This is a genomic window from Halomonas sp. NO4 (genome assembly GCF_010994375.1).
GTDB lineage: Bacteria > Pseudomonadota > Gammaproteobacteria > Pseudomonadales > Halomonadaceae > Halomonas.
The window spans coordinates 19,495-38,035 of sequence record NZ_WHMA01000002.1 but is presented as its reverse complement, the minus strand read 5'-3'; the positions used below and the strand labels follow the sequence as shown (position 1 = coordinate 38,035).

General features: G+C 69.2%; 14 protein-coding genes. 10 read left to right on the top strand and 4 right to left on the bottom strand.

What is annotated here, in order from left to right; genetic code table 11:
* Window positions 1–12: 12 nt before the first annotated feature.
* Window positions 13–1,509: a pyridoxal-phosphate dependent enzyme gene (locus FEF15_RS01675; RefSeq protein WP_205598455.1), complete on the bottom strand. Its 1,497-nt coding sequence runs from the start codon at window positions 1,507–1,509 to the stop codon at window positions 13–15.
* A gap of 174 nt (window positions 1,510–1,683) precedes the next feature.
* Between FEF15_RS01675 and FEF15_RS01670 the strand changes: the two genes are divergently transcribed.
* From FEF15_RS01670 to FEF15_RS01645, 6 genes are all read left to right on the top strand, one after another.
* On the top strand, window positions 1,684–3,993 hold the full coding sequence (locus FEF15_RS01670; RefSeq protein WP_163557360.1) for a hypothetical protein: 2,310 nt from the start codon (window positions 1,684–1,686) through the stop codon (window positions 3,991–3,993).
* On the top strand, window positions 3,990–4,586 hold the full coding sequence (locus FEF15_RS01665) for a DUF4242 domain-containing protein (RefSeq protein ID WP_163557359.1): 597 nt from the start codon (window positions 3,990–3,992) through the stop codon (window positions 4,584–4,586). The genes FEF15_RS01670 and FEF15_RS01665 overlap by 4 nt, the downstream gene beginning before the upstream one ends.
* A 116-nt stretch (window positions 4,587–4,702) precedes the next feature.
* Window positions 4,703–5,263 (top strand): OsmC family protein, encoded by a 561-nt coding sequence (locus FEF15_RS01660; protein WP_163557358.1) that lies wholly within the window; start codon window positions 4,703–4,705, stop codon window positions 5,261–5,263.
* Window positions 5,260–6,579: an NAD(P)-binding domain-containing protein gene (locus FEF15_RS01655; protein WP_163557357.1), complete on the top strand. Its 1,320-nt coding sequence runs from the start codon at window positions 5,260–5,262 to the stop codon at window positions 6,577–6,579. Before FEF15_RS01660 ends, FEF15_RS01655 begins: the two co-directional genes overlap by 4 nt.
* Window positions 6,580–6,764: 185 nt before the next feature.
* Window positions 6,765–9,899 carry an AAA family ATPase gene (locus FEF15_RS01650; RefSeq protein ID WP_163557356.1) on the top strand — a complete coding sequence of 1,045 codons (3,135 nt, stop codon included), beginning with the start codon at window positions 6,765–6,767 and terminating at the stop codon, window positions 9,897–9,899.
* Between the two features lie 96 nt (window positions 9,900–9,995).
* Window positions 9,996–11,393: an FAD-binding oxidoreductase gene (locus FEF15_RS01645; RefSeq protein ID WP_163557355.1), complete on the top strand. Its 1,398-nt coding sequence runs from the start codon at window positions 9,996–9,998 to the stop codon at window positions 11,391–11,393.
* A 343-nt stretch (window positions 11,394–11,736) separates the two neighbouring features.
* On the opposite strand, the gene FEF15_RS01640 is transcribed toward FEF15_RS01645, so the two are convergent.
* Complete coding sequence (locus FEF15_RS01640) at window positions 11,737–12,369, bottom strand: TetR/AcrR family transcriptional regulator (RefSeq protein WP_205598454.1); 633 nt, start codon at window positions 12,367–12,369, stop codon at window positions 11,737–11,739.
* A gap of 224 nt (window positions 12,370–12,593) precedes the next feature.
* Here FEF15_RS01640 and FEF15_RS01635 point away from each other — a divergent pair, with 224 nt between their 5' ends.
* Window positions 12,594–13,697 carry a class I SAM-dependent methyltransferase gene (locus FEF15_RS01635; protein WP_240454044.1) on the top strand — a complete coding sequence of 368 codons (1,104 nt, stop codon included), beginning with the start codon at window positions 12,594–12,596 and terminating at the stop codon, window positions 13,695–13,697.
* Window positions 13,698–13,829: 132 nt separating this feature from the next.
* Here the strand turns inward: FEF15_RS01635 and FEF15_RS01630 are convergent, their stop codons facing one another.
* Window positions 13,830–14,663 carry an alpha/beta hydrolase gene (locus tag FEF15_RS01630; RefSeq protein ID WP_163557354.1) on the bottom strand — a complete coding sequence of 278 codons (834 nt, stop codon included), beginning with the start codon at window positions 14,661–14,663 and terminating at the stop codon, window positions 13,830–13,832.
* A 155-nt stretch (window positions 14,664–14,818) separates the two neighbouring features.
* Window positions 14,819–15,877: an alpha/beta fold hydrolase gene (locus FEF15_RS19575; protein ID WP_163557353.1), complete on the bottom strand. Its 1,059-nt coding sequence runs from the start codon at window positions 15,875–15,877 to the stop codon at window positions 14,819–14,821.
* 240 nt (window positions 15,878–16,117) lie between these two features.
* On the opposite strand from FEF15_RS19575, the gene FEF15_RS01620 reads away from it, so the two are divergent.
* From FEF15_RS01620 to FEF15_RS01610, 3 genes are all read left to right on the top strand, one after another.
* Complete coding sequence (locus tag FEF15_RS01620) at window positions 16,118–17,410, top strand: glycerophosphodiester phosphodiesterase family protein (protein WP_163557352.1); 1,293 nt, start codon at window positions 16,118–16,120, stop codon at window positions 17,408–17,410.
* A gap of 144 nt (window positions 17,411–17,554) precedes the next feature.
* Window positions 17,555–18,166, top strand: coding sequence for a DNA-3-methyladenine glycosylase I (locus FEF15_RS01615; protein ID WP_163557351.1), 612 nt, complete (start codon window positions 17,555–17,557; stop codon window positions 18,164–18,166).
* Between the two features lie 92 nt (window positions 18,167–18,258).
* Window positions 18,259–18,540: a DUF503 domain-containing protein gene (locus FEF15_RS01610; RefSeq protein ID WP_163557350.1), complete on the top strand. Its 282-nt coding sequence runs from the start codon at window positions 18,259–18,261 to the stop codon at window positions 18,538–18,540.
* Window position 18,541: the final 1 nt, after the last annotated feature.

Sequence of the window (18,541 nt, the reverse complement as noted above, 5' to 3'; positions counted from 1 at the left end):
CGTCGCTGGCGCTCAGGCTGTGGGCATCCGGGGATGCAGCCACCCGGGCAGCAGGTCGTCGGGGTCGATCTCGACGCCGGGGTCGAAGGCGATGCCCTGGGCCTCGAGGCGCCGGCGCAGCGAGCCGTCGCGCCAGGCGTCGAAGAGCGCCGTGCAACCGCCGACGGCCTCACCGCCGATGAAGATCTGCGGAATGGTGACGCTCCCGGTGCGCGCGGCCAGCACCGGGCGCAGCCGGCCACCCAGGTCGTCCGCCTGGTAGGCGACCGAGTCGAGGTCGACGCTGTGGTAGGCGATGCCCAGGCGCGTGAAGAACTTGCGCACCGACCAGCAGAACTCGCACCACTCCAGCGCGAACATCACTACCGGCTCGCGGGCCAGGAGCGTCTCGACCAGGCGTTCGGCCTCGGCATCTTGCTCGGCAAGGTGCGGTACGCCTGGCGACGCAGGCTGGCCGGCCGCGGCGGCGCCGAACCGGTAGCCTGGCGTGGAGCGCGACAGGGCCAGTTCGGCGTCGTCCATCGCCTCGCCGATGCCCTCGAAGAGCGGTGTGGAGAGGTAGCGCTCGCCGGTATCCGGCAGCATGCAGACGATGTTGCTGCCGGGCGGCGAACGACGCGCCACCTGCAGGGCGGCGGCCAGGGTGGCGCCGCTCGTGGTACCGGCGAAGATCCCCTCGCGACGCGCCAGCTCGCGGGTCAGGCGCAGCGCCTCGTCCCCCGCCACCGGCAGTACCTCGTCGATCAGGCCGGCGGCCACGGCGTCCTCGGTAAGCCGCGACAGGAAGTCGGGGCTCCACCCCTGCATCAGGTGGGGACGGAAGCGCGGATGGCTGGCCGTGAGCGCGCCCGCGGCGTCGCGGGGCTGGCCAAGGCCGCTGCCGAGCATCGGCGCATTGTCCGGCTCGGCCACCACGATGCGCGTGGCCGGACTGGCCAGCTTCAGGGCGCTGGCCACCCCCTTGAGGGTGCCGCCGGTACCGAACCCCGAGACCCAGGCGTGCAACGGCTCATCCGCGAAATCCGCCAGGATCTCGCGGGCGGTGGTGCGTACATGCGCGTCGGCGTTGGCCTCGTTCTCGAACTGGCGGCAGAGGTAGTAGCCGTGGGTCTCGGCGAGTTCGATCGCCTTGTTGAGCATGCCGGTGCCCTTCTCCGCCGCCGGGGTCAGCACCACCCGAGCGCCCAGGTAGCGCAGCAGCTTGCGACGCTCCACGCTGAAGTTCTCGGCCATGGTCACCACCAGCGGATAACCCTTGCGGGCACAGACCATGGCGAGCCCGATACCGGTGTTGCCGCTGGTGGCCTCGATCACCGTCTGCCCGGGACGGAGTTCACCGCTGCGCTCGGCGGCCTCGATCACCGCCAGCGCCATGCGGTCCTTCACCGAGCCCATGGGGTTGAACGCCTCGACCTTGACGTAGAGGTTCACCCCGGCGGGCGCCAGGGCGTAGAGGCGTACCAGTGGCGTGTTGCCAATGGTCTCCAGGATGCTGTCGTAACGGGCCATGATGCCTCCCTCTGGGTGTCGTGCCGGAATGGTCGTCCCAGCATCGACTCGCCCCGGGAGAACGGGCGTGGAAATCAGCGTGGTTTTTGCCGTTCCCGGCGTGTGACTGCAACGGTCGGGAAAGGCCCATGGGGCGGCTATACTCAGAAATGGTCCGTCACCGAGGCGCGAGCCATGAGCGCGCTGACCCTCAACCTGCTGGGCGATCTCGAAGTGATTCGAGACGGCCAGGCCGTGCCGCTGCCACCCTCGAAGAAGACCCGTGCACTGCTCGCCTACCTCGCCCTGCACGCGCGCCCGTTCAGTCGCGAGCACCTCTGCGACCTGCTGTGGGAGCTGCCCGACGACCCGCGCGGCTCGTTGCGCTGGAGCCTCTCCAAACTGCGCCGCCTGGTGGACGACCCCGGCCATCCCCGCCTGATTGCCGACCGTCTCAGCGTGAGCCTCGACACCCGGGCCATGGATATCGACGTGAGCGCCCTGCACGCGGCGCTCGACACCCATCACGCCGAAGCCAGCCCGCCGGACCTGGCCACCCTCGAGGCCATCGCCGCCCGTTACCGCGGCCCCTTCCTGGAAGGGCTCGAGCTGGCGAACCTGCACGACTTTCACAGCTGGTGCCTGGCCGAGCGCGAGCGCGCCCTGCGCGCCCAGACCACCCTGCTCGCCGCGCTGGTCGAGCGGCTGGCGGCATCGCCCGAGCGGGCCCTGCCCCATGCCCACGCCCTGGTGCGACTCTCGCCCTTCGACGAGAAGGCGCGGGCCAAGCTCATCGAGTTGCTGTTGACGCTGCGCCGGCCCCGGGCGGCCGACCAGCACTTCCAGCAGGGGCTGCGCCTGCTCAAGCAAGCGGGTATTGCCTCCAGCGGCGCCCTGCTGCGCGCCCGTCGAGGCACCGCCGTCCAAGGCGCCGCCGCCTCACCGTACCGCTCGAGCGAGGCCCCGCCGAGCGCGACCCAGTCAGCCACGGCGGAGGTGGTCCCGGGTCCGCAACGGGAAGACCGGCTGGAGGCCGCGCTGGAGCACCTCGCCCCGGACGCTCGGGAGGTTCTGGACTGGGCCGCCGTGCTCAGCCCCCGCCTCGACGCAGCGACGCTCGGCCGGGTCAGCGGCCTGGACGACGCGCACATCGGGGCGGCGCTGGAAGTCGCCGAACGTCTGCAACTCCTCGAGGCGACCGAGGGCGGGCTGCGTTTCTCCCACGAGCGGGTGGCCCACCGCCTCTACGCGGGGATCTCGGTGGCACGGCGCCAGCTCATGCACCGCCACCTCGCCGAACGGCTGGCCCAGGGCCCGGCGCTGGAGCTCGAGCACGCCGATGACCTGGCGTACCACGCCCGGCTCAGCGGCGACCCGGAGTTGGCGACCCGCGCCCTGGTCACCGCCGGCCGTCTCTGCCTGCGCTTCTGTGCCAACGAGCAGGCCCAGCGTCTTGCCCAGGAGGGGATCGCTCAGGCGGAACGGCTCTCCGGCGGCCGACGCCTCTGCCTGCTGCTTGAACTGCACGAGGTGCTGCTCAGCGCCGCGCCCCTCGACGACTGGGAAGCCACCGCCGAGACGCTGGTCATGCTGGCTGAACGGGCGCTGGAACATGGCGCCCTGGCCCACGCCCGGCTCGGTTACCAGCTGGCCAGCCATCTGCGCTGGGCCCACGGCCAGTGGTCAAACGCCCGCGAGGAAGCGCTGCAATCGGAGCGCGTGACGCGCAGCGCCGACGACACGGAACAGATCATCGCCATGGCGGAGACGGCCAAGTGCCTGGCCATGCTGGAGCGCGACCTGGACCAGGCCCGCACCATGCTGGCAGACGCCCAGAAACTGGCCGCCCAGCGCCGGCTGAGTCATCCAGCCCTACCCATGGCCGAAGGCCTGCTGGCCTGGCACGCCGACCGCCTGGACGAAGCCGAGACCCACTTCAAGGAGGCCCGCACCCTGTGCAAGGCCGGTGGCGACCGGGTCGGCGAGTTCCAGGCCAACGAGTCTCTGATGATGATGGCGGTCGAACACGGCCGGTTCGACGACGCCCAGGCCCGCTGCGCTGTTCTGGTGGCACTCGGCGAGCGGCTGCGTGACGGCAGCGAGGCCCCCTTCGCCCATGCCGCTCGGGGCCTGTGCCACTACGCCCTGACCGACGATGCCGCCACGCTCGAGTCCGCACTCGGCGCGCTGCGCGATGCCGATGCCAAGCACCGCCTTGCCTGGCTACTGAACCGCGCGGCACGCCTCGACCTGCAGCGGGCACGTCCGGCCGCCGCGGTGATGCACGCCCGGGAAGCCCTCGCCTGCGCCCAGACCCTGGAGCGCGCCACCGAACAGTGGGTCGCCCATCGGCTCCTCACCGAGGCCCATCAGGCGCTGGACGAGCCCGCCGCCGCCCGCTCGCACGCCGCGGCCCTGGCGGCCCTCGAGCAAGCACCGGTGGCGCTCTGGGCCCGACACGACCGCGCTGACCTGCGCAGCGATCAAGAAGCGGAGGAGCGATGACCCACGTCTTTCTCGAGCGCCGCTTCGCGACCCCGCTGACCGCCGAGGCCGTGCTGGCCATCTCCCTGCGCGCCGGCGACTGCCTCGACCGCCATCGCGTGACCTGGCTGGGCAGCCTCCTGGCCCAGGACGGCCGGCGGATGTTCTGCCACTTCCAGGCGCCGGACGCCGAGTCGACACGCACCGCCCTCTACCAGGCGCTCGCAGACCCCGTCCTGCAGCAGGCCATTGCGGCGTACGGCGCCGAAATCCGCGGCCTCTGGCCGGGCACGGTGCACGAGGCAGCGGACCTCGATGCATCAACAGGCCCAGCCGCCAACGTGCTGGTGGAGCGCCACTTCGAGGCACCGGTCACCGTCGAGGCGATCCAGCAGATCGAGGATGCCGGCGCGGCCTGCCTGGACAACCATCGGGTGCGCTTCGTGCGCTCCTTCTTCGCACGGAACCGCCAGCGAATGGTCTGCCTCTATCGCGCCCCCGACGCCGAATCGGTGCGCCTGGCCCAGCGCCAGGCCGGCATGCCGATGACCCGCGTGTGGGCTTTCCACGCCGTGCCCCCGCCCCACCCCACCGGTTCTCACGCCACCTCCTGAAAAACCACGGCCTCTCCCACGCTCGATCCCACGGACCGGGCACAAGCTCGCTTGTGACAGGTGGCATCACCCGTCCGACAACGACAAACCCTGAGGCAAGAACGAGGAAAGACACCATGCAAACCGTAGAGCGCACCATCGACAACGGCGTCAACGTCACCGCCCTGCTCGACGCCCGCCAGGCCCTGGCTCAGGCCCCCGAGGCTGCCCGCTTCACCTGGCGCGCCCGCTGCGACTGGGTTCGCGGCACCCACAGCCACACCGTCATCGAAGGCTTCCATGGCCTCGGCGAAGAACAGGCGCACCGCTCGCGCTTCGCCTTCGACATCGACCACCCCGAGGTCTTCGCCGCCGAGGACCACGGCCCCACCCCGGTGGAGTACGTGCTGATGGGGCTCGCCGGCTGCCTCACCGCGGGCATCGCCGCCGTGGCGCAGAACCGCGGCATCCAGCTGCGCGCGGTGAAGGCCACCGTCGAGGGCGAGATGGACATCCAGGGCATCCTCGGCATGGACAGCGACGTTCGCAACGGCTTCGATGCGGTACGGGTCACCTACGCGATCGACGCCGACGCCAGCCGCGAGGATATCGAGGCACTGGTCGCCCAGTCGCAGAAGCGCTCGGCCGTCTACGACGCCCTCACCAACCCCACCCAGGTCGAGGTCCACGTGAAATGAGCGACGGCTGCAGCCTGCCGACGCGCCGCGCGGCCCGCACCGTGACCGTCGTGGTCATCGGCGCGGGCCACGCCGGGCTCGCCATGAGCCACCACCTGGCGGCGCGGGGCATCGACCACGTCATCCTGGAACGCGGCGAGGTGGCCAACAGCTGGCGGCACGAGCGCTGGGACTCGCTGCGCCTGCTCACGCCGAACTGGCAGTGTCGCCTGCCCGGCCTGGCCTACAACGGCCCGGACCCCGACGGCTTCATGGACGCTCAGGCACTCGCCGACCACCTGGGCCACTACGCTCGGGTGCTGGCCGCCCCCGTCCACACGCACATCACGGTGCGCTCGGTACAGGCCACGGAAGGCGGCTACCGCGTAAGCACCGATGGCGGCGACTGGCGCTGCAGGGCGGTGGTGCTCGCCAGCGGCGCCTGCAACCGGCCGGTGGTGCCCTCGCTCGACGCCGCCCTGCCGGCGTCGCTGTGCCGGGTGACGGCGTTCGATTATCGCCACCCGGCACAGCTGCCGCCAGGCGGCGTGCTGGTGGTGGGCGCCTCGGCGACGGGCGTGCAGCTCGCCGAGGAGATCCACGCCAGCGGCCGGCCGGTGACGCTCGCCGTGGGCGAGCACGTGCGCCTGCCGCGTCGCTACCGCGGCCGCGACATCCAGTGGTGGCTGGAGGCCTCGGGCCTGCTTGATGAAGGGCCCGAGGCCGTCGACGACCCGGAGCGCGTGCGCCGCCTGCCCTCCCCACAGCTGGTGGGCAGCGACGACCACCGCACCCTGGATCTCAACGCGCTGGCCGCGCAAGGCGTCGAGCGGGTCGGCCGACTGGTGGGTTTGAACGGCACCCGGCTGCAGTTCTCCGGCTCGCTGCCGGCGCACGTCATGGCGGCGGACCTCAAGCTCGGTCGCCTGCTCCACAGCCTCGACACCTGGGCCCGCGAGTCCGGCATGGACAGCGCGGTCGGCCCGCCGGAACGGCCGGAACCCACCCACCTGCCGGCCGCGCCGCGCCTGGGCATCGATCTCGCCCGCGGCGAGTTCCAAAGCGTCGTCTGGGCCACCGGCTTCCGGCCGGACTACGCTTGGCTGCACGTGCCGGTGTTCGACCGCAAGGGGCGGCTGCGCCACCGGGGCGGCGTGATCGAGGCGCCGGGCCTCTACGTGCTGGGCCTGCCTTTCCTGCGCCGGCGCGGCTCGAGCTTCATCCACGGCGCTGATGACGACGCCCGGGAACTCGGCGACCACCTGGCCGCCTGGCTGGCCCGGGGCCAGCGCCACGGCGCCTTGCCCCGGGGCCTGCCCACCGGAGTCACCGCTTGACTCTCTCCCTATTACGCGCCGGTCCCTTCGACCGGCGCGTCCTCGACCGTCTCCAGCACGACGGCGGCGTCCGGCCACTATACTGGCTGGGCGAGGAGCCATCGGGCCCTCGGGGAGTCGCGCCGGGACGGCGGCCTTCCCCCATCCCTGCAGGGAGAGCCAGTTGTCGAGCGACGAGGCAGACCATGTTGGACATTCGCCTGCTGGGCGAGCAGAGAATCGTGGACGCCGGAACCCCGATCGACGCGCTGCGCTCGCCACGGCTACTGGCCCTGCTGGCCTACCTGGTGATCCATGCCGGGACGCCGCAGGGCCGCCAGCATCTGGCCGGTGTCTTCTGGCCCGACTCCAGCGAGGCCCAGGCGCGCACCAACCTGCGCCGCGAACTCCACCAGCTGCGCACCGCCCTGCCGGATGCCGGGTGCTGCCTCGCCGTGGAGGCCCACAGCCTCTGCTGGCGCGAGGATGCCCCCTGCCACCTCGACCTGCTCGCCTTCCGCCGGGCCGCCGCCGAGGCCGACGCCGCGACGGACGACGACGCCTTCCTGAGCGCCGCACGCCAGGCACTGGATGCCTATGGCGGCGACCTGTTGCCCGGCCTTTACGACGACTGGGTACTCGAGGAACGCGAACGCCTGCGCCAGCGCTGCATCGCCCTGCTCGACCGCCTGGCCGCCACCCTGGCCGGGCAGGGCCGGCTGCCGGCGGCGCTGGAGCCTGCCCGGCGCCGAGTGGAACTCGAGCCCCTTGAGGAGTCCGGCTATCGGGCCCTGATGCGGCTGCAGGCACTCGCCGGCGACCGGGCCATGGCGCTGCGCACCGGTCAGCGCTGCGCCACCCTCCTGGCACGCACCCTGGGCGTCGAGCCCTCCGCCGAGACCCTGGCCCTCTACGAGGAACTCTCCCATCCCGTCGAGCCGCGCCTGGCCGTGGCGCCGGCCCTGCGCCAGGCGCCGCCGCTGATCGGCCGCGATACCGAGCTGGACGTGCTCGAATCCGCCTGGGCCCGGGTCGCCCAGGGGCCGCGCCTGATCGTGATCGCCGGCGAGGCCGGAGTAGGCAAGTCGCGCCTGGCCGCGGAGCTCGCCCACCCCATCCAGCAGCGTGGCGCGCCGGTAGCCCAGGCACGCTGCTTCTCCTCCCAGGCCCGCCTGGCGCTCGCCCCGGTGGTCGAATGGCTGCGCAGCGCGGCGCTGCGACCGGGCATCGACCAGCTGGCGCCGACCTGGCGCCAGGAGGTCGGCCGACTGGTCCCCGAGCTGGGCACCGACCCGGCCTCGGCCCCGGCACCCCTCGCCGATGCCTGGCAGCGCCGCCAGTTCTTCGAAGGGCTGGCGCGCGCGATCCTCGCCGCCGGACGTCCCACGCTGCTGGTGCTCGACGACCTGCAGTGGTGCGACGGTGAGACCCTGGCCTGGCTCGAGGTGCTGCTCCACCTGGAACCGGCCGCGCCCTTGCTGCTGGTCACCACCCTGCGCAGCGAGGAATTCGACGACAACCTCGAGCTGGTGGCCTGCTGCCGACGTCTCCAGGCCCAGGGGCTGCTCCAGCGCCTGGAGCTCGCGCCCCTCGAGGCGCGCCAGACCGCCGAGCTCGCCGCCACCCTGCACGACGCCCCGCTCGATGCCGCGGAGGCGCGTCGATTGCAGGCACGCACCGGCGGCTTCCCCTTGTTCGTGGTCGAGTCGCTGCGCGAAGGCGGGACACGGCCGTCGCGTATCGAGGCGATCCTGGACCAGCGGCTCGCGCAACTCGGTCCCGCCGCGGAAGAGCTGATCGGGCTGGCGGCCGCCCTGGGGCGGGACTTCTCCCTTGACCTGCTGGCCACCGCCAGCGAACTCGACGAGGCCAGCCTGCGAGGCGCCATCGACGAGCTGTGGCAGCGACGGCTGCTGTGCGAACACGCCCCGTCCACCTATGACTTCGCTCACGACCTGCTCCGCGAGGCCGCCTATCGCCGGCTCACCCCGCCGCACCGCCGGCTGCTGCACCGCCGCCTGGCCATCGCCCTGGAAAGCATTCTGGGTGATGAACGCTCCACGCTGGCGGCCCAGGTCGCAGAACAGTTCGAGGCCGGAGGCCAGCCCGAGCGGGCGATCCACTATCACGCCCTCGCCGCCGAGGCCGCCACCGCGGTGTTTGCCCTCGCCGACGCTATCCGCCATTACGACCGGGCGCTCGCCCTGCTTGCCGAGCGGCCGCCCGGTGCGACGCGCGACCGGCGCGAGCTGGCTCTGAGCGAGGCGCTGGTGTCACCGCTCACTGCCCTGCATGGCTATGCGGCCCCGCGGGTCGGCGACACCATCGAGCGCAGCGTCGCGTTGGGAGAGCGACTCGGCGAGACCACGGAAACCGCCCGCAGCCGGGCCGCCCTGTGCTGGCATCGCTTCGTCCAGGGGCGGATGCAGGAGGCCGCGGACCTGGCGCAGTGCCTGGCGGCTCCCCAGACCCGCTCCGGCTGGCGCCGCCAGGCACTGTCGCTACCGCTGTTCGGCCTCGGCCGGCATCAGGAGGCACTGGATTGCCTCCAGGGTGACGAGGCGGAGGCGGAAGACGATGACCGGCACCTCTTCGGCTTCCACGCCACGGTGCTGGTTCGCGGCGCCGAGGCGCACTTGCACTGGCTGGTGGGGCAGGCTGGCAAGGCAACGGCGACGGCTGCCTCCGCCCTGCGCCTGGCCGCCGCCTCCGGCCAACCCTTCGAGGTAGCGATCGCCCATGGCTACGCGGCGATCACCTACCATCTGCTCGGCGATCGCGAACGAACCGACGAGCACGCCGCCACCCTGCGGCGCCACTGCACGCGCTACGGCTTCGCCTACTACGGCGAGTGGGGGCGAGTCCTGGCCGGCCGCCTGACCGGCGGCGCGGCCGGCGAGGCCCTCATCCGCCAGGGCATCGAGCGACTGCGCCAGCAACACGCGGGAGCGCGCATGCCATTCTGGCTCGCCCTGCTCGCCGAGGTGCTGGTCGAGACCGACCGCCCCGGCGAGGCGGGCCGGGTCCTCGACGAGGCACGCGACTGGGCCGAGGCCCACGGCGACTACTGGTGGCTTCCGGAACTCTGGCGCCTCGACGCCGCCTCCTGCCCGGCGGGCGAAGCCGAAGAGCGCCTCCGGCGAGCCCTGGCGATCGCCACCGAGCAGGGCGCTCTGGCGTTGCAGCTGCGGGCCGCCCTCGACCTGGCGCACCGCCACCTCACCGCGGAGCGCCACGAGGCGGCTCGCGACCTGCTCGGCCCCTTGCGCGGGAGAGCCGCCGGCTGCAACCCCGCCGAACTGGCCGCCCTCGACGCCCTGCTCGAGCGTACCCGCGCCTGAAACACGCCACCTCCCTCCCGCGAACGCCTCACGAACGCTGAGCGAACGCCGCTCGGTCCATGCTCGAGTCTCCAGACGAACCCTCAGGAGGCATCCATGACCCGCAATGACAACATTCCAGAGTCCGCCCTCGAGACGCTGCAGGGCGGCCTGCGTGGCAAGCTGATCCGCCCCGGCCAGGACGGCTACGAGACGGCCAGGGGCGTATGGAACGGCATGATCGACCGTCATCCCGGTGCCATCGCACGCTGCGCCGACGTCGCCGACGTGATGACGGCGGTACGCACGGCACACGAGCACCGCCTTCCCCTGGCCGTGCGTGGCGGTGGCCACAGCGCCAGCGGCCTGGCCCTGTGCGACGACGGCCTGGTGATCGACCTGTCGACCATGCGTGGCGTGCGCGTCGACCCAGTGGCCCGCACGGTCACCGCCGAAGGTGGCTGCACTCTGGGCGATGTCGATCACGCCACCCACGGCTTCGGCCTCGCGACTCCCTTCGGCATCATCTCCACGAGCGGCATCGGCGGTCTCACCCTGGGGGGCGGCAGCGGCTACCTCTCCCGCCACTACGGCCTGTCGATCGACAACCTGCTGGCCGCCGACGTGGTGCTGGCCGACGGCAGCTTCGTGACCGCCAGCGCCGAGTCGCATTCCGACCTCTTCTGGGCGCTGCGCGGCGGCGGCGGCAACTTCGGGGTGATCACCGCCTTCCAGTTCCGCTGCCATCCGGTGCGCAACGTCATGGCCGGCCCGGTCCTCTATGACGTGGCCGACACCGCCGAGGTGCTGCGCTGGTACCGCGACTTCCTGCCCTCGGCGCCCGAGGAGCTGTACGGCTTCTTCATGGTCGGTACCGTACCGCCGGCCCCGCCCTTCCCGGAGGCCCTGCACGGCCGACACGTCTGCGGCATCGTCTGGGTCTACAGCGGCGAGCGCGACGCCGCCGATGCCGCCCTCGCCCCGGCCCGACAGTTCGGCACACCGCTGCTCGATGGCATCCACGAGGTACCCTTCCCGGCCCTGCAGTCGGTCTTCGACCCGCTCTACCCGCCGGGGCTGCACTCCTACTGGCGGGGCGACTTCTTCGCCGAGATCCCCGACGAGGCCATCGCCGTCCACGAGCGTTTCGCCGAGGTCCCCACACCGCTCTCCACCATGCACCTCTACCCCGTCGACGGGGCCGCCCAGCGGGTGGGCCAGGACGAGACCGCATTCCGCTACCGGAATGCCACCTGGAACGCGGTCATCCTGGGCATCGATCCCGACCCGGCCAACGCCGACCGTGTTCGCGACTGGGTGGTGCGCTACTGGGAGGCCCTGCATCCCAGTTCGGCGGGCGGGGCCTATGTGAACTTCATGATGGACGAGGGGCACGACCGGGTACGGGCGACCTATGGAGAGAACTACGACCGGCTGACCCGCATCAAGGCGCGCTATGACCCGGACAACCTGTTCCGCCACAACCACAACATCCCGCCGGTCGACCCGGCGTGATCGCGACGCAATCCCTTCCCTGCCCCGACCTGCCCATCGGCGGGGCACATTGACGGCAGGGACCCGGAACGAGGCGGGAGCCGGGCAGCCTCAGGAACAGGCCCTCTCCCGCCTCACCCATCACCACGGTCTCATGGACAACACCATCGAACGCAGCGTGCATCTCACCCACTACCGGCACCGCCTGGACGACGGCCATTGCCAAGGCTGCGGAACCCGCTGTGCAGGTGTTTTCGCCGGCCCGCCCGGGCAATGGGGCCGCCGTCGCCAACCGGTGCGCCTGACTGAGGTGGTGCCACAGTCGCGCCATCAAATGACGCCTTGACCAGGCTCTGCCCGGCACTCAGTGCAGCGTCTCGGCCGGCGGCTCGAACAGCAGCTGGACGTAGTGACGCAGCAGCATCAACTGGGTGGGCAGCAGCTGCGGGTCGCGGGTAGCGCGGCCCAGCACCAGGCCGCCTTCGATGATCGTCGACACCATGTCGGCCAAGGCCTGGGTATCGACCGGCTCCCTCGGCGCATGGTGTTCGGCGATCTCGGCCAGGATGGCACTGAAGCGCGCCCGCCAGTGGAGCACGATGCGCCGGTTGAGCTCGCGCACGCCGCGGTCGAAGAGACGTTCCTGGTAGCAGTAGGTGGCGACGAGGCAGCCGGGATAGTCGCCCGGCAGGTCGCTCATCGTCTCCGCCAGCAGCTTCAGGCCGGCCAGGAAGCCATGGAGAGGGTCGCCGGCCAGCTCGCGGCCGCGGGCGAAGACATCGTCGAGCAGGACATCCTCGCGCTCCATGTAGCGCTCGAGCAGTGCTCGCGCCAGGGCGTTCTTGTCGTGAAAGTGGTAGAAGAAGCCGCTCTTGGTGATGCCCGCCTCGGCGATCAGCTCCTCGATCGAGGTCGCCCCGAAGCCCTTGGCCAGTACCGCGGATTCCGCGATCGCCAGGATGCGCTCACGGGTCGCCTCGCCCCTGCCTCTCATCATGACCACCCCGGTTGACTGTACCGGAAGTCCAGTTCACCGCCCCCGCGACCGGCCGGCCCGGCACTCACGCCGGCGGCGCGGGGTGTATATGGCTGATTGTAGTCGAGGCCAGTGACACGACAGAACCCGACCACGGGTTCACTAGCCGTCCCCCCCGCTCACTCCCACGCTGGTAGTGACAGCCGGACCACCCGGCTGCCATTCACCAACAGGGGGGAAGGATCATGACGGCACCTAATAATACAGCCCCTGCCATGGCCGCCTTCGATGAACGCCACGCCGAGGCCTTCGCCGACCGCGTCGTGGAAATACTCAACAACGGCGCCCTGTGCCTGATGACCTCGCTCGGCCATCGCACCGGGCTCTTCGACACCCTGGCCGAGATGGGCCCGGCCACCAGCCGCGAGATCGCCGAACGCGCCGGCCTCACGGAGCGCTACGTGCGCGAATGGCTCGGCGCCATGACAGTGGGCAATATCGTCGAGCACGACCCGGCCACCGGTACCTACCACCTGCCGGCGGAACACGCCGCCAGCCTCAGCCGGCACTCGCCCACGGACAATATCGCGGTGTTTGCCCAGTACGTCCCGCTGCTCGGTACAGTGGAGGACGACATCGTGCGCTGCTTCCGCAACGGTGGCGGCGTACCCTACGAGCGCTTCGGCCGTTTCCACGACATCATGGCCGAGGATAGCGGCCAGTCGGTGGTGCCCGCCCTGGAATCGCACATCCTGCCGCTGGTGCCGGGGCTGGTCGAGCGCCTCGAGCGCGGCATCCGCGTGCTCGACGCCGGCTGCGGCCGGGGCCGGGCCCTCAACACCCTGGCCCGCCGTTTCCCGCAGAGTCGCTTCACCGGCTACGACCTCTCCGCGGAAGCCATTGCCGCGGCCCAGCAGGAGGCACGCGAGCGCGGTAATACCAACGTGGTCTTCGAGGTGCGCGACCTGACCGACTTCGACCGCACCGCCGAACCGGCCATCTTCGATCTCATCACCACCTTCGACGCCGTGCACGACCAGGCCGACCCATCGGCGCTGCTGCGCGGCATCCGCCGCGCCCTGGCCGACGGCGGCGTCTACCTGGCCCAGGACATCAAGGGCTCGAGCCACCACCACCACGACCGCGACCACCCCATCGGGCCCCTGCTCTACACCCTCTCCTGCATGCACTGCATGACGGTGTCGCTGGCGCGCGGCGGCGAAGGGCTCGGCGCCATGTGGGGCCAGGAAAAGGCACGGGAGTACTTCCGCGCGGCCGGCTTCAACGACATCGCGGTCCACGAGCTCGACCACGACTTCCAGAACTACTGGTACGTCTGCCGCCCCTGAACCACCAGGCGGGGACGCCCCGCCCCTGCTGGGCCCTTCCCAGCAAGTCTTCTTGCCAGAAGGGCCCGACATGCCGACGCTCAACGACTGCCTGGCTGATACCGCCAGCGGTGCCGGAATGGCTCCAGCACGTCAATCCCGTGTGTCACGCGCGAATGTCGCCAGTTCCGAATTGAACCGCCGGGGGTTTTCCAGGAACGGCATGTGAGCGACCCCTTCGTACCAGGACGCTTTTGCCGTGGGACAGACCTGCAGGATATGCTCAGCCATCGCAGGAAGCACATGCTGGTCCGCCTCTCCCTGCGTCACCAGCACCGGTACCCGCATAGCCTGAAGAACATCGTCATGATCGATCTCCCGTGCCAGCAGGGCTCCCCGCACCTCAGGGGAAACGACGATGTTGTACGCCAGCGTGTTATCGAAATCCACCTGCGTCATGGGGCTGGCGACCAGTGCCCGAACGAACTGACGCATGGTTTCGATATTGGTCGGCAGATCCAGCTGTGTCGCCCCTTCGACATGGCCCAGAAAACCGGGTCCGTACAGGGTACTCAAGGCCGCTTCATTGAGCTTCACACCACCACCGGCATAGTTCACTCCCGAAATGGCCTCGCAGCCATAAGCGTGCACATAATCGCCAATGACGAAACCACCATATGACCAGCCCACCAGCACTGGCCGGTCGAGATTCAACTCCTCGATGATGGCAGCAATGTCCTCTGCCCAGAGCTGAGCCTCGGTATAGTTGCCAGCTTCCAACGGCGCCTCGGACATGCCATGACCGCGCAAATCCAATGCCACAATCCGAAACTCATCCGCGAGCGGGCTTTCGTACTGATATCTCCAAGCCAGATGACTCCCGGACCAACCATGAATGAAAAGGATCGGAATACCGGTGGCGTTACCCCACTCACGCACATGCAGGCGGAGATTTCCGCCACCAGCGATGGTGTGCTTCGTTGACATTGCGGACCTCCATCGGATGAGCCGGCAGCAGCGTCGTTGCCACCGCCATCAAGGAATTCGCCTCCTCTACCATCGTTCAAGAAAGGCCCTACGGAAATAGGCAAAGTGTCCCGTTTGCTCCGCGCCTCCACCAGAATCCGGGGCATTCGTCCCGGTCAGCTGGAAAAGCCCTGATCCCGCGCGAGGACGATGGCTTGAGCACGGCTCCGAACGCCGAGCTTGCTGAAGAGATGGGACACATGGTTGCGGACGGTCTTTTCGCTGATATGGAGGCAATCGGCGATCTGGGCGTTGGTCAGACCGTCAGTGAGACTCGCAAGGATCTCACGCTCGCGTCGCGACAGGTCAGCGAAGAGCGGAGCGGCCCCCTGTTCCCGGCCGGTGAACTCGAGCACCAACTCTCGGAAGGTCTGCCATGCGGGCTCATCCCCGAGCAGGATGTGATTGCGGGACTCGAGTTCGACAAAGCTGGCACCCGGGATCCCCGAGGCAATCAGCCTGCCTTCTACCACCGGCACCACTTCATCATCACGGGCATGGAGCACCAGCGTCGGCGCCCGAACCTGCGGAAGCAGCTCCGTCACCGACAGCCGGCCCCGGGCCTCCAGCAACTTCACGGCGAGTTCCGCACTGGTGGTCCGACGACAGAGGTCGTTGAACCAGCCGAGCTGCTTCTCGCTGGCGCCCGGGATGAAACGCGAGGTAAAGACTTGACGAAATGTGGGGTTGTCGCTGTCCCAACCGCACTGCATGAGCTCCAGCATCGCATGGTAGAACTGCTCTGTTTGCGGACTTTCGCGCTGCGCCCAACCACGGGCATAGCCACCGTACAGGATCAGCCGTGAAACGCGCTCGGGATAGCTAGCGGCGTAGTGGATGGCGGTAGCCGCCCCCTGCGAGATGCCAAGCAGAATCATCGGCTCCCGGATGCCAGCCGCCTCAGTCACAGCCGTGAGATCCGCCAGCCAGCACGTCGGGGACAAGACGTTACCAACGTGCCAGTCCGTCATGCCACTGCCGCGCTCGTCATAGCGGATGAAATGGAAATGCTGAGCGAAAAAGTGCATCCAGTGCCGCCAGACCGGACTTTCCCAATCGTATTCGAGATGTGTCAGCCAGTTCGCCGGTTTGACGAGCGTCGGCCCGCGGCCAGCCTCTGCCCAGGCCAGATGGACTCCGTCCGGAGTCGTCAGGTAACGGATCCGCTGGCGCATGGTGCGGCCCCGCGCAGAGTGGGTGACGAGAACATGCACTCCAGAGTGTAGCAATGCGCTCCGCACCGGCTTTGAACCACCGACGGGGGCACCCGCCCTCGCCCAACCAAAGCCCGCCAGACCTTCTACGCTGGAAGAGGCCCGGCCTGCCCGACACGGAGACGTCACTGTGTCGTCACACCCATCGGGCATGCTGAACCGGCGTTATCCATCCGCTCAAGAAGAAAAAGCGAGGCTTACATGAAAACCCCTTCCTCGATGCTCACGCTCGGCGGGTTGGCGGTGCTGCTGCTCGCCCCCGCCACCGTCGTCGCTCAGGACGAGATCGCCGCCGCCAGCCACGTTACCTTCGGGCCGCGGCCGCTATTCCTGGTTCAGGACATGGACGAAGAGACCCAGCGCTCACGCGAGCTCAAGGCCGAACTACTGGGCTGCGCGGCCAGCACGGGCGACTGGCAGCGCAGCGACTTCAGCATCGGCCACCGCGGCGCGGCGATGCAGTTCCCCGAGCACACCCGCGAGTCCTACCTGGCCGGTGCCCAGATGGGTGCCGGCATTCTCGAGTGCGACGTCACCTTCACCGACGACCAGGAGCTCGTCTGTCGCCACTCCCAGTGCGACCTCCACTACACCACCAACATCGTCGAGACCGACCTGGCGCAGAAGTGCAGCGTACCACCGGCCTTCAACGAGGCGGGCGAGTTGACCAATGCCGCGGACATCCAGTGCTGTACCAGCGACATCAGCCTGGCGGAATTCCGCACGCTGCAGGGCAAGATGGAAGGGGCCAACAGTGAGGCCACCAGCATCGAAGAATACCTCGCCGGCACCCCCGGCTGGCGCACGGATCTCTACAACTCCCGCGGCACCTTGATGACCCACGCCGAGAGCATCGAACTGTTCAAAGCGCTGGGCGTGAAGATGACCCCGGAGCTCAAGGCACCGAGCGTCGAGATGCCCTTCGACGGCATGAGCCAGGAGGACTACGCCCAGAAAATGATCGACGAGTACAAGGCCGCCGACGTGCCGGCAAGCGACGTCTACGCCCAGTCGTTCAACCTGGACGACGTGCGCTACTGGATCGACAACGAGCCCGAGTTCGGCGAACAAGCCGTCTACCTCGACGACCGCTACAGCCTGGACGACTTCGACCACACCGACCCGGCCACCTGGACGCCGAGCATGGAGGAACTGGCCGAGGCGGGCGTGCAGATTCTCGCCCCGCCGATGTGGATGCTGCTGGCCTCCAACCCCGAAGCGGCTGACGACGAGAGCCGCATCGTGCCTTCGGTCTATGCCGAGCGCGCCAAGGCGGCCGGGCTCGACCTCATCGCCTGGACCTTCGAGCGCTCCGGGCCACTGGCCAACGACGGCGAGTGGTACCACCAGACCACCGACGACGTGATCGACAACGACGGCGACAAGCTGCTGACCCTCGACGTGCTGGCCCGGGACGTCGGCATCATCGGCCTGTTCAGCGACTGGCCCGCCACCGTCACCTTCTACGACAACTGCGTGAACGCCAAGGGCTGAGCCACCCACCGGGCCGCGCCAGCGCGGCCCGTACCCCTCTCTTTTCTTCTGCGGCATTCCAGCGCCCCGCCACGGACAGGGAGTGGAATCTATGCTACTGATGTGAAGGTGCTGTGCCCCCCTGACTTTCAAGGACAGAGAGCCATGACCACCACGATCACCGGCCCCGACGGCCAGTCACGCTGTCTCTGGTGTGGCGATGTGCCGGAGTTTCTCGACTACCACGATCGCGAATGGGGCTTTCCGGTCAGCGACGACCACCGCCTGTTCGAGAAGCTGTGCCTGGAGGGGTTCCAGGCCGGACTGAGCTGGCGCACCATCCTCAACAAGCGCGAGAATTTCCGCCGCGCCTTCTGCCACTTCGACTTCGACAGGATCACGGACTTCACCGAAGAGGACGTGGAACGCCTGCTTGCGGATGCCAGCATCATCCGCCATCGCGGCAAGATCGAGGCGGTGATCAGCAATGCACGGCAGGCGCAGGAACTGGTAGCTCGGGAAGGCTCCCTGGCGGCCTTCCTGTGGCGCTACGAACCCGACCCTGCGCAGCTGCCGCCACCGCAGACGCTTACCACCTCCGCGGAATCGCATGCCCTGTCAAAGGAACTGAAGAAGCGCGGCTGGCGATTCGTCGGCCCGACGACGCTCTATGCTTTCATGCAGGCCATGGGACTGATCAACGACCATGCCGAAGACTGCTTCATGAGGGCCGACGTCGAACGCGCTCGCCAGTCTTTCCGGCGGCCCGCGCCCTGAGGGGCGAGCCCCGGGGCCGGTCTAGACGGCATGGCCGACTTGATGAAAAGCCAGTGACTGCACGAAGGTGACTCGAAGAGAGAGGAGCGCGCATGCATATCGGCATCCTGACCGTATCGATCTCCCTGCCCGGCTGCCGCTCGCTGAAGGAGAAGCGCCAGCGCATGGGCGGCGTCCACGAGCGCTTCGGGCGCAACCCGGCCGTCGCCGTGTGCGAGAGCGGTGAGCACGACCGGCTGGATGCCAGCGAGTGGTCCTTCGTGGTGGCAGCGCATGAGTCGCAGAAGGTCGACTCGCTGTGCAGCGAGATCGAAGAGAAGCTGCTGAAAACCGTCGACGGCCGGGTGGGCGAGATCATCCAACAACGGCTGTGAC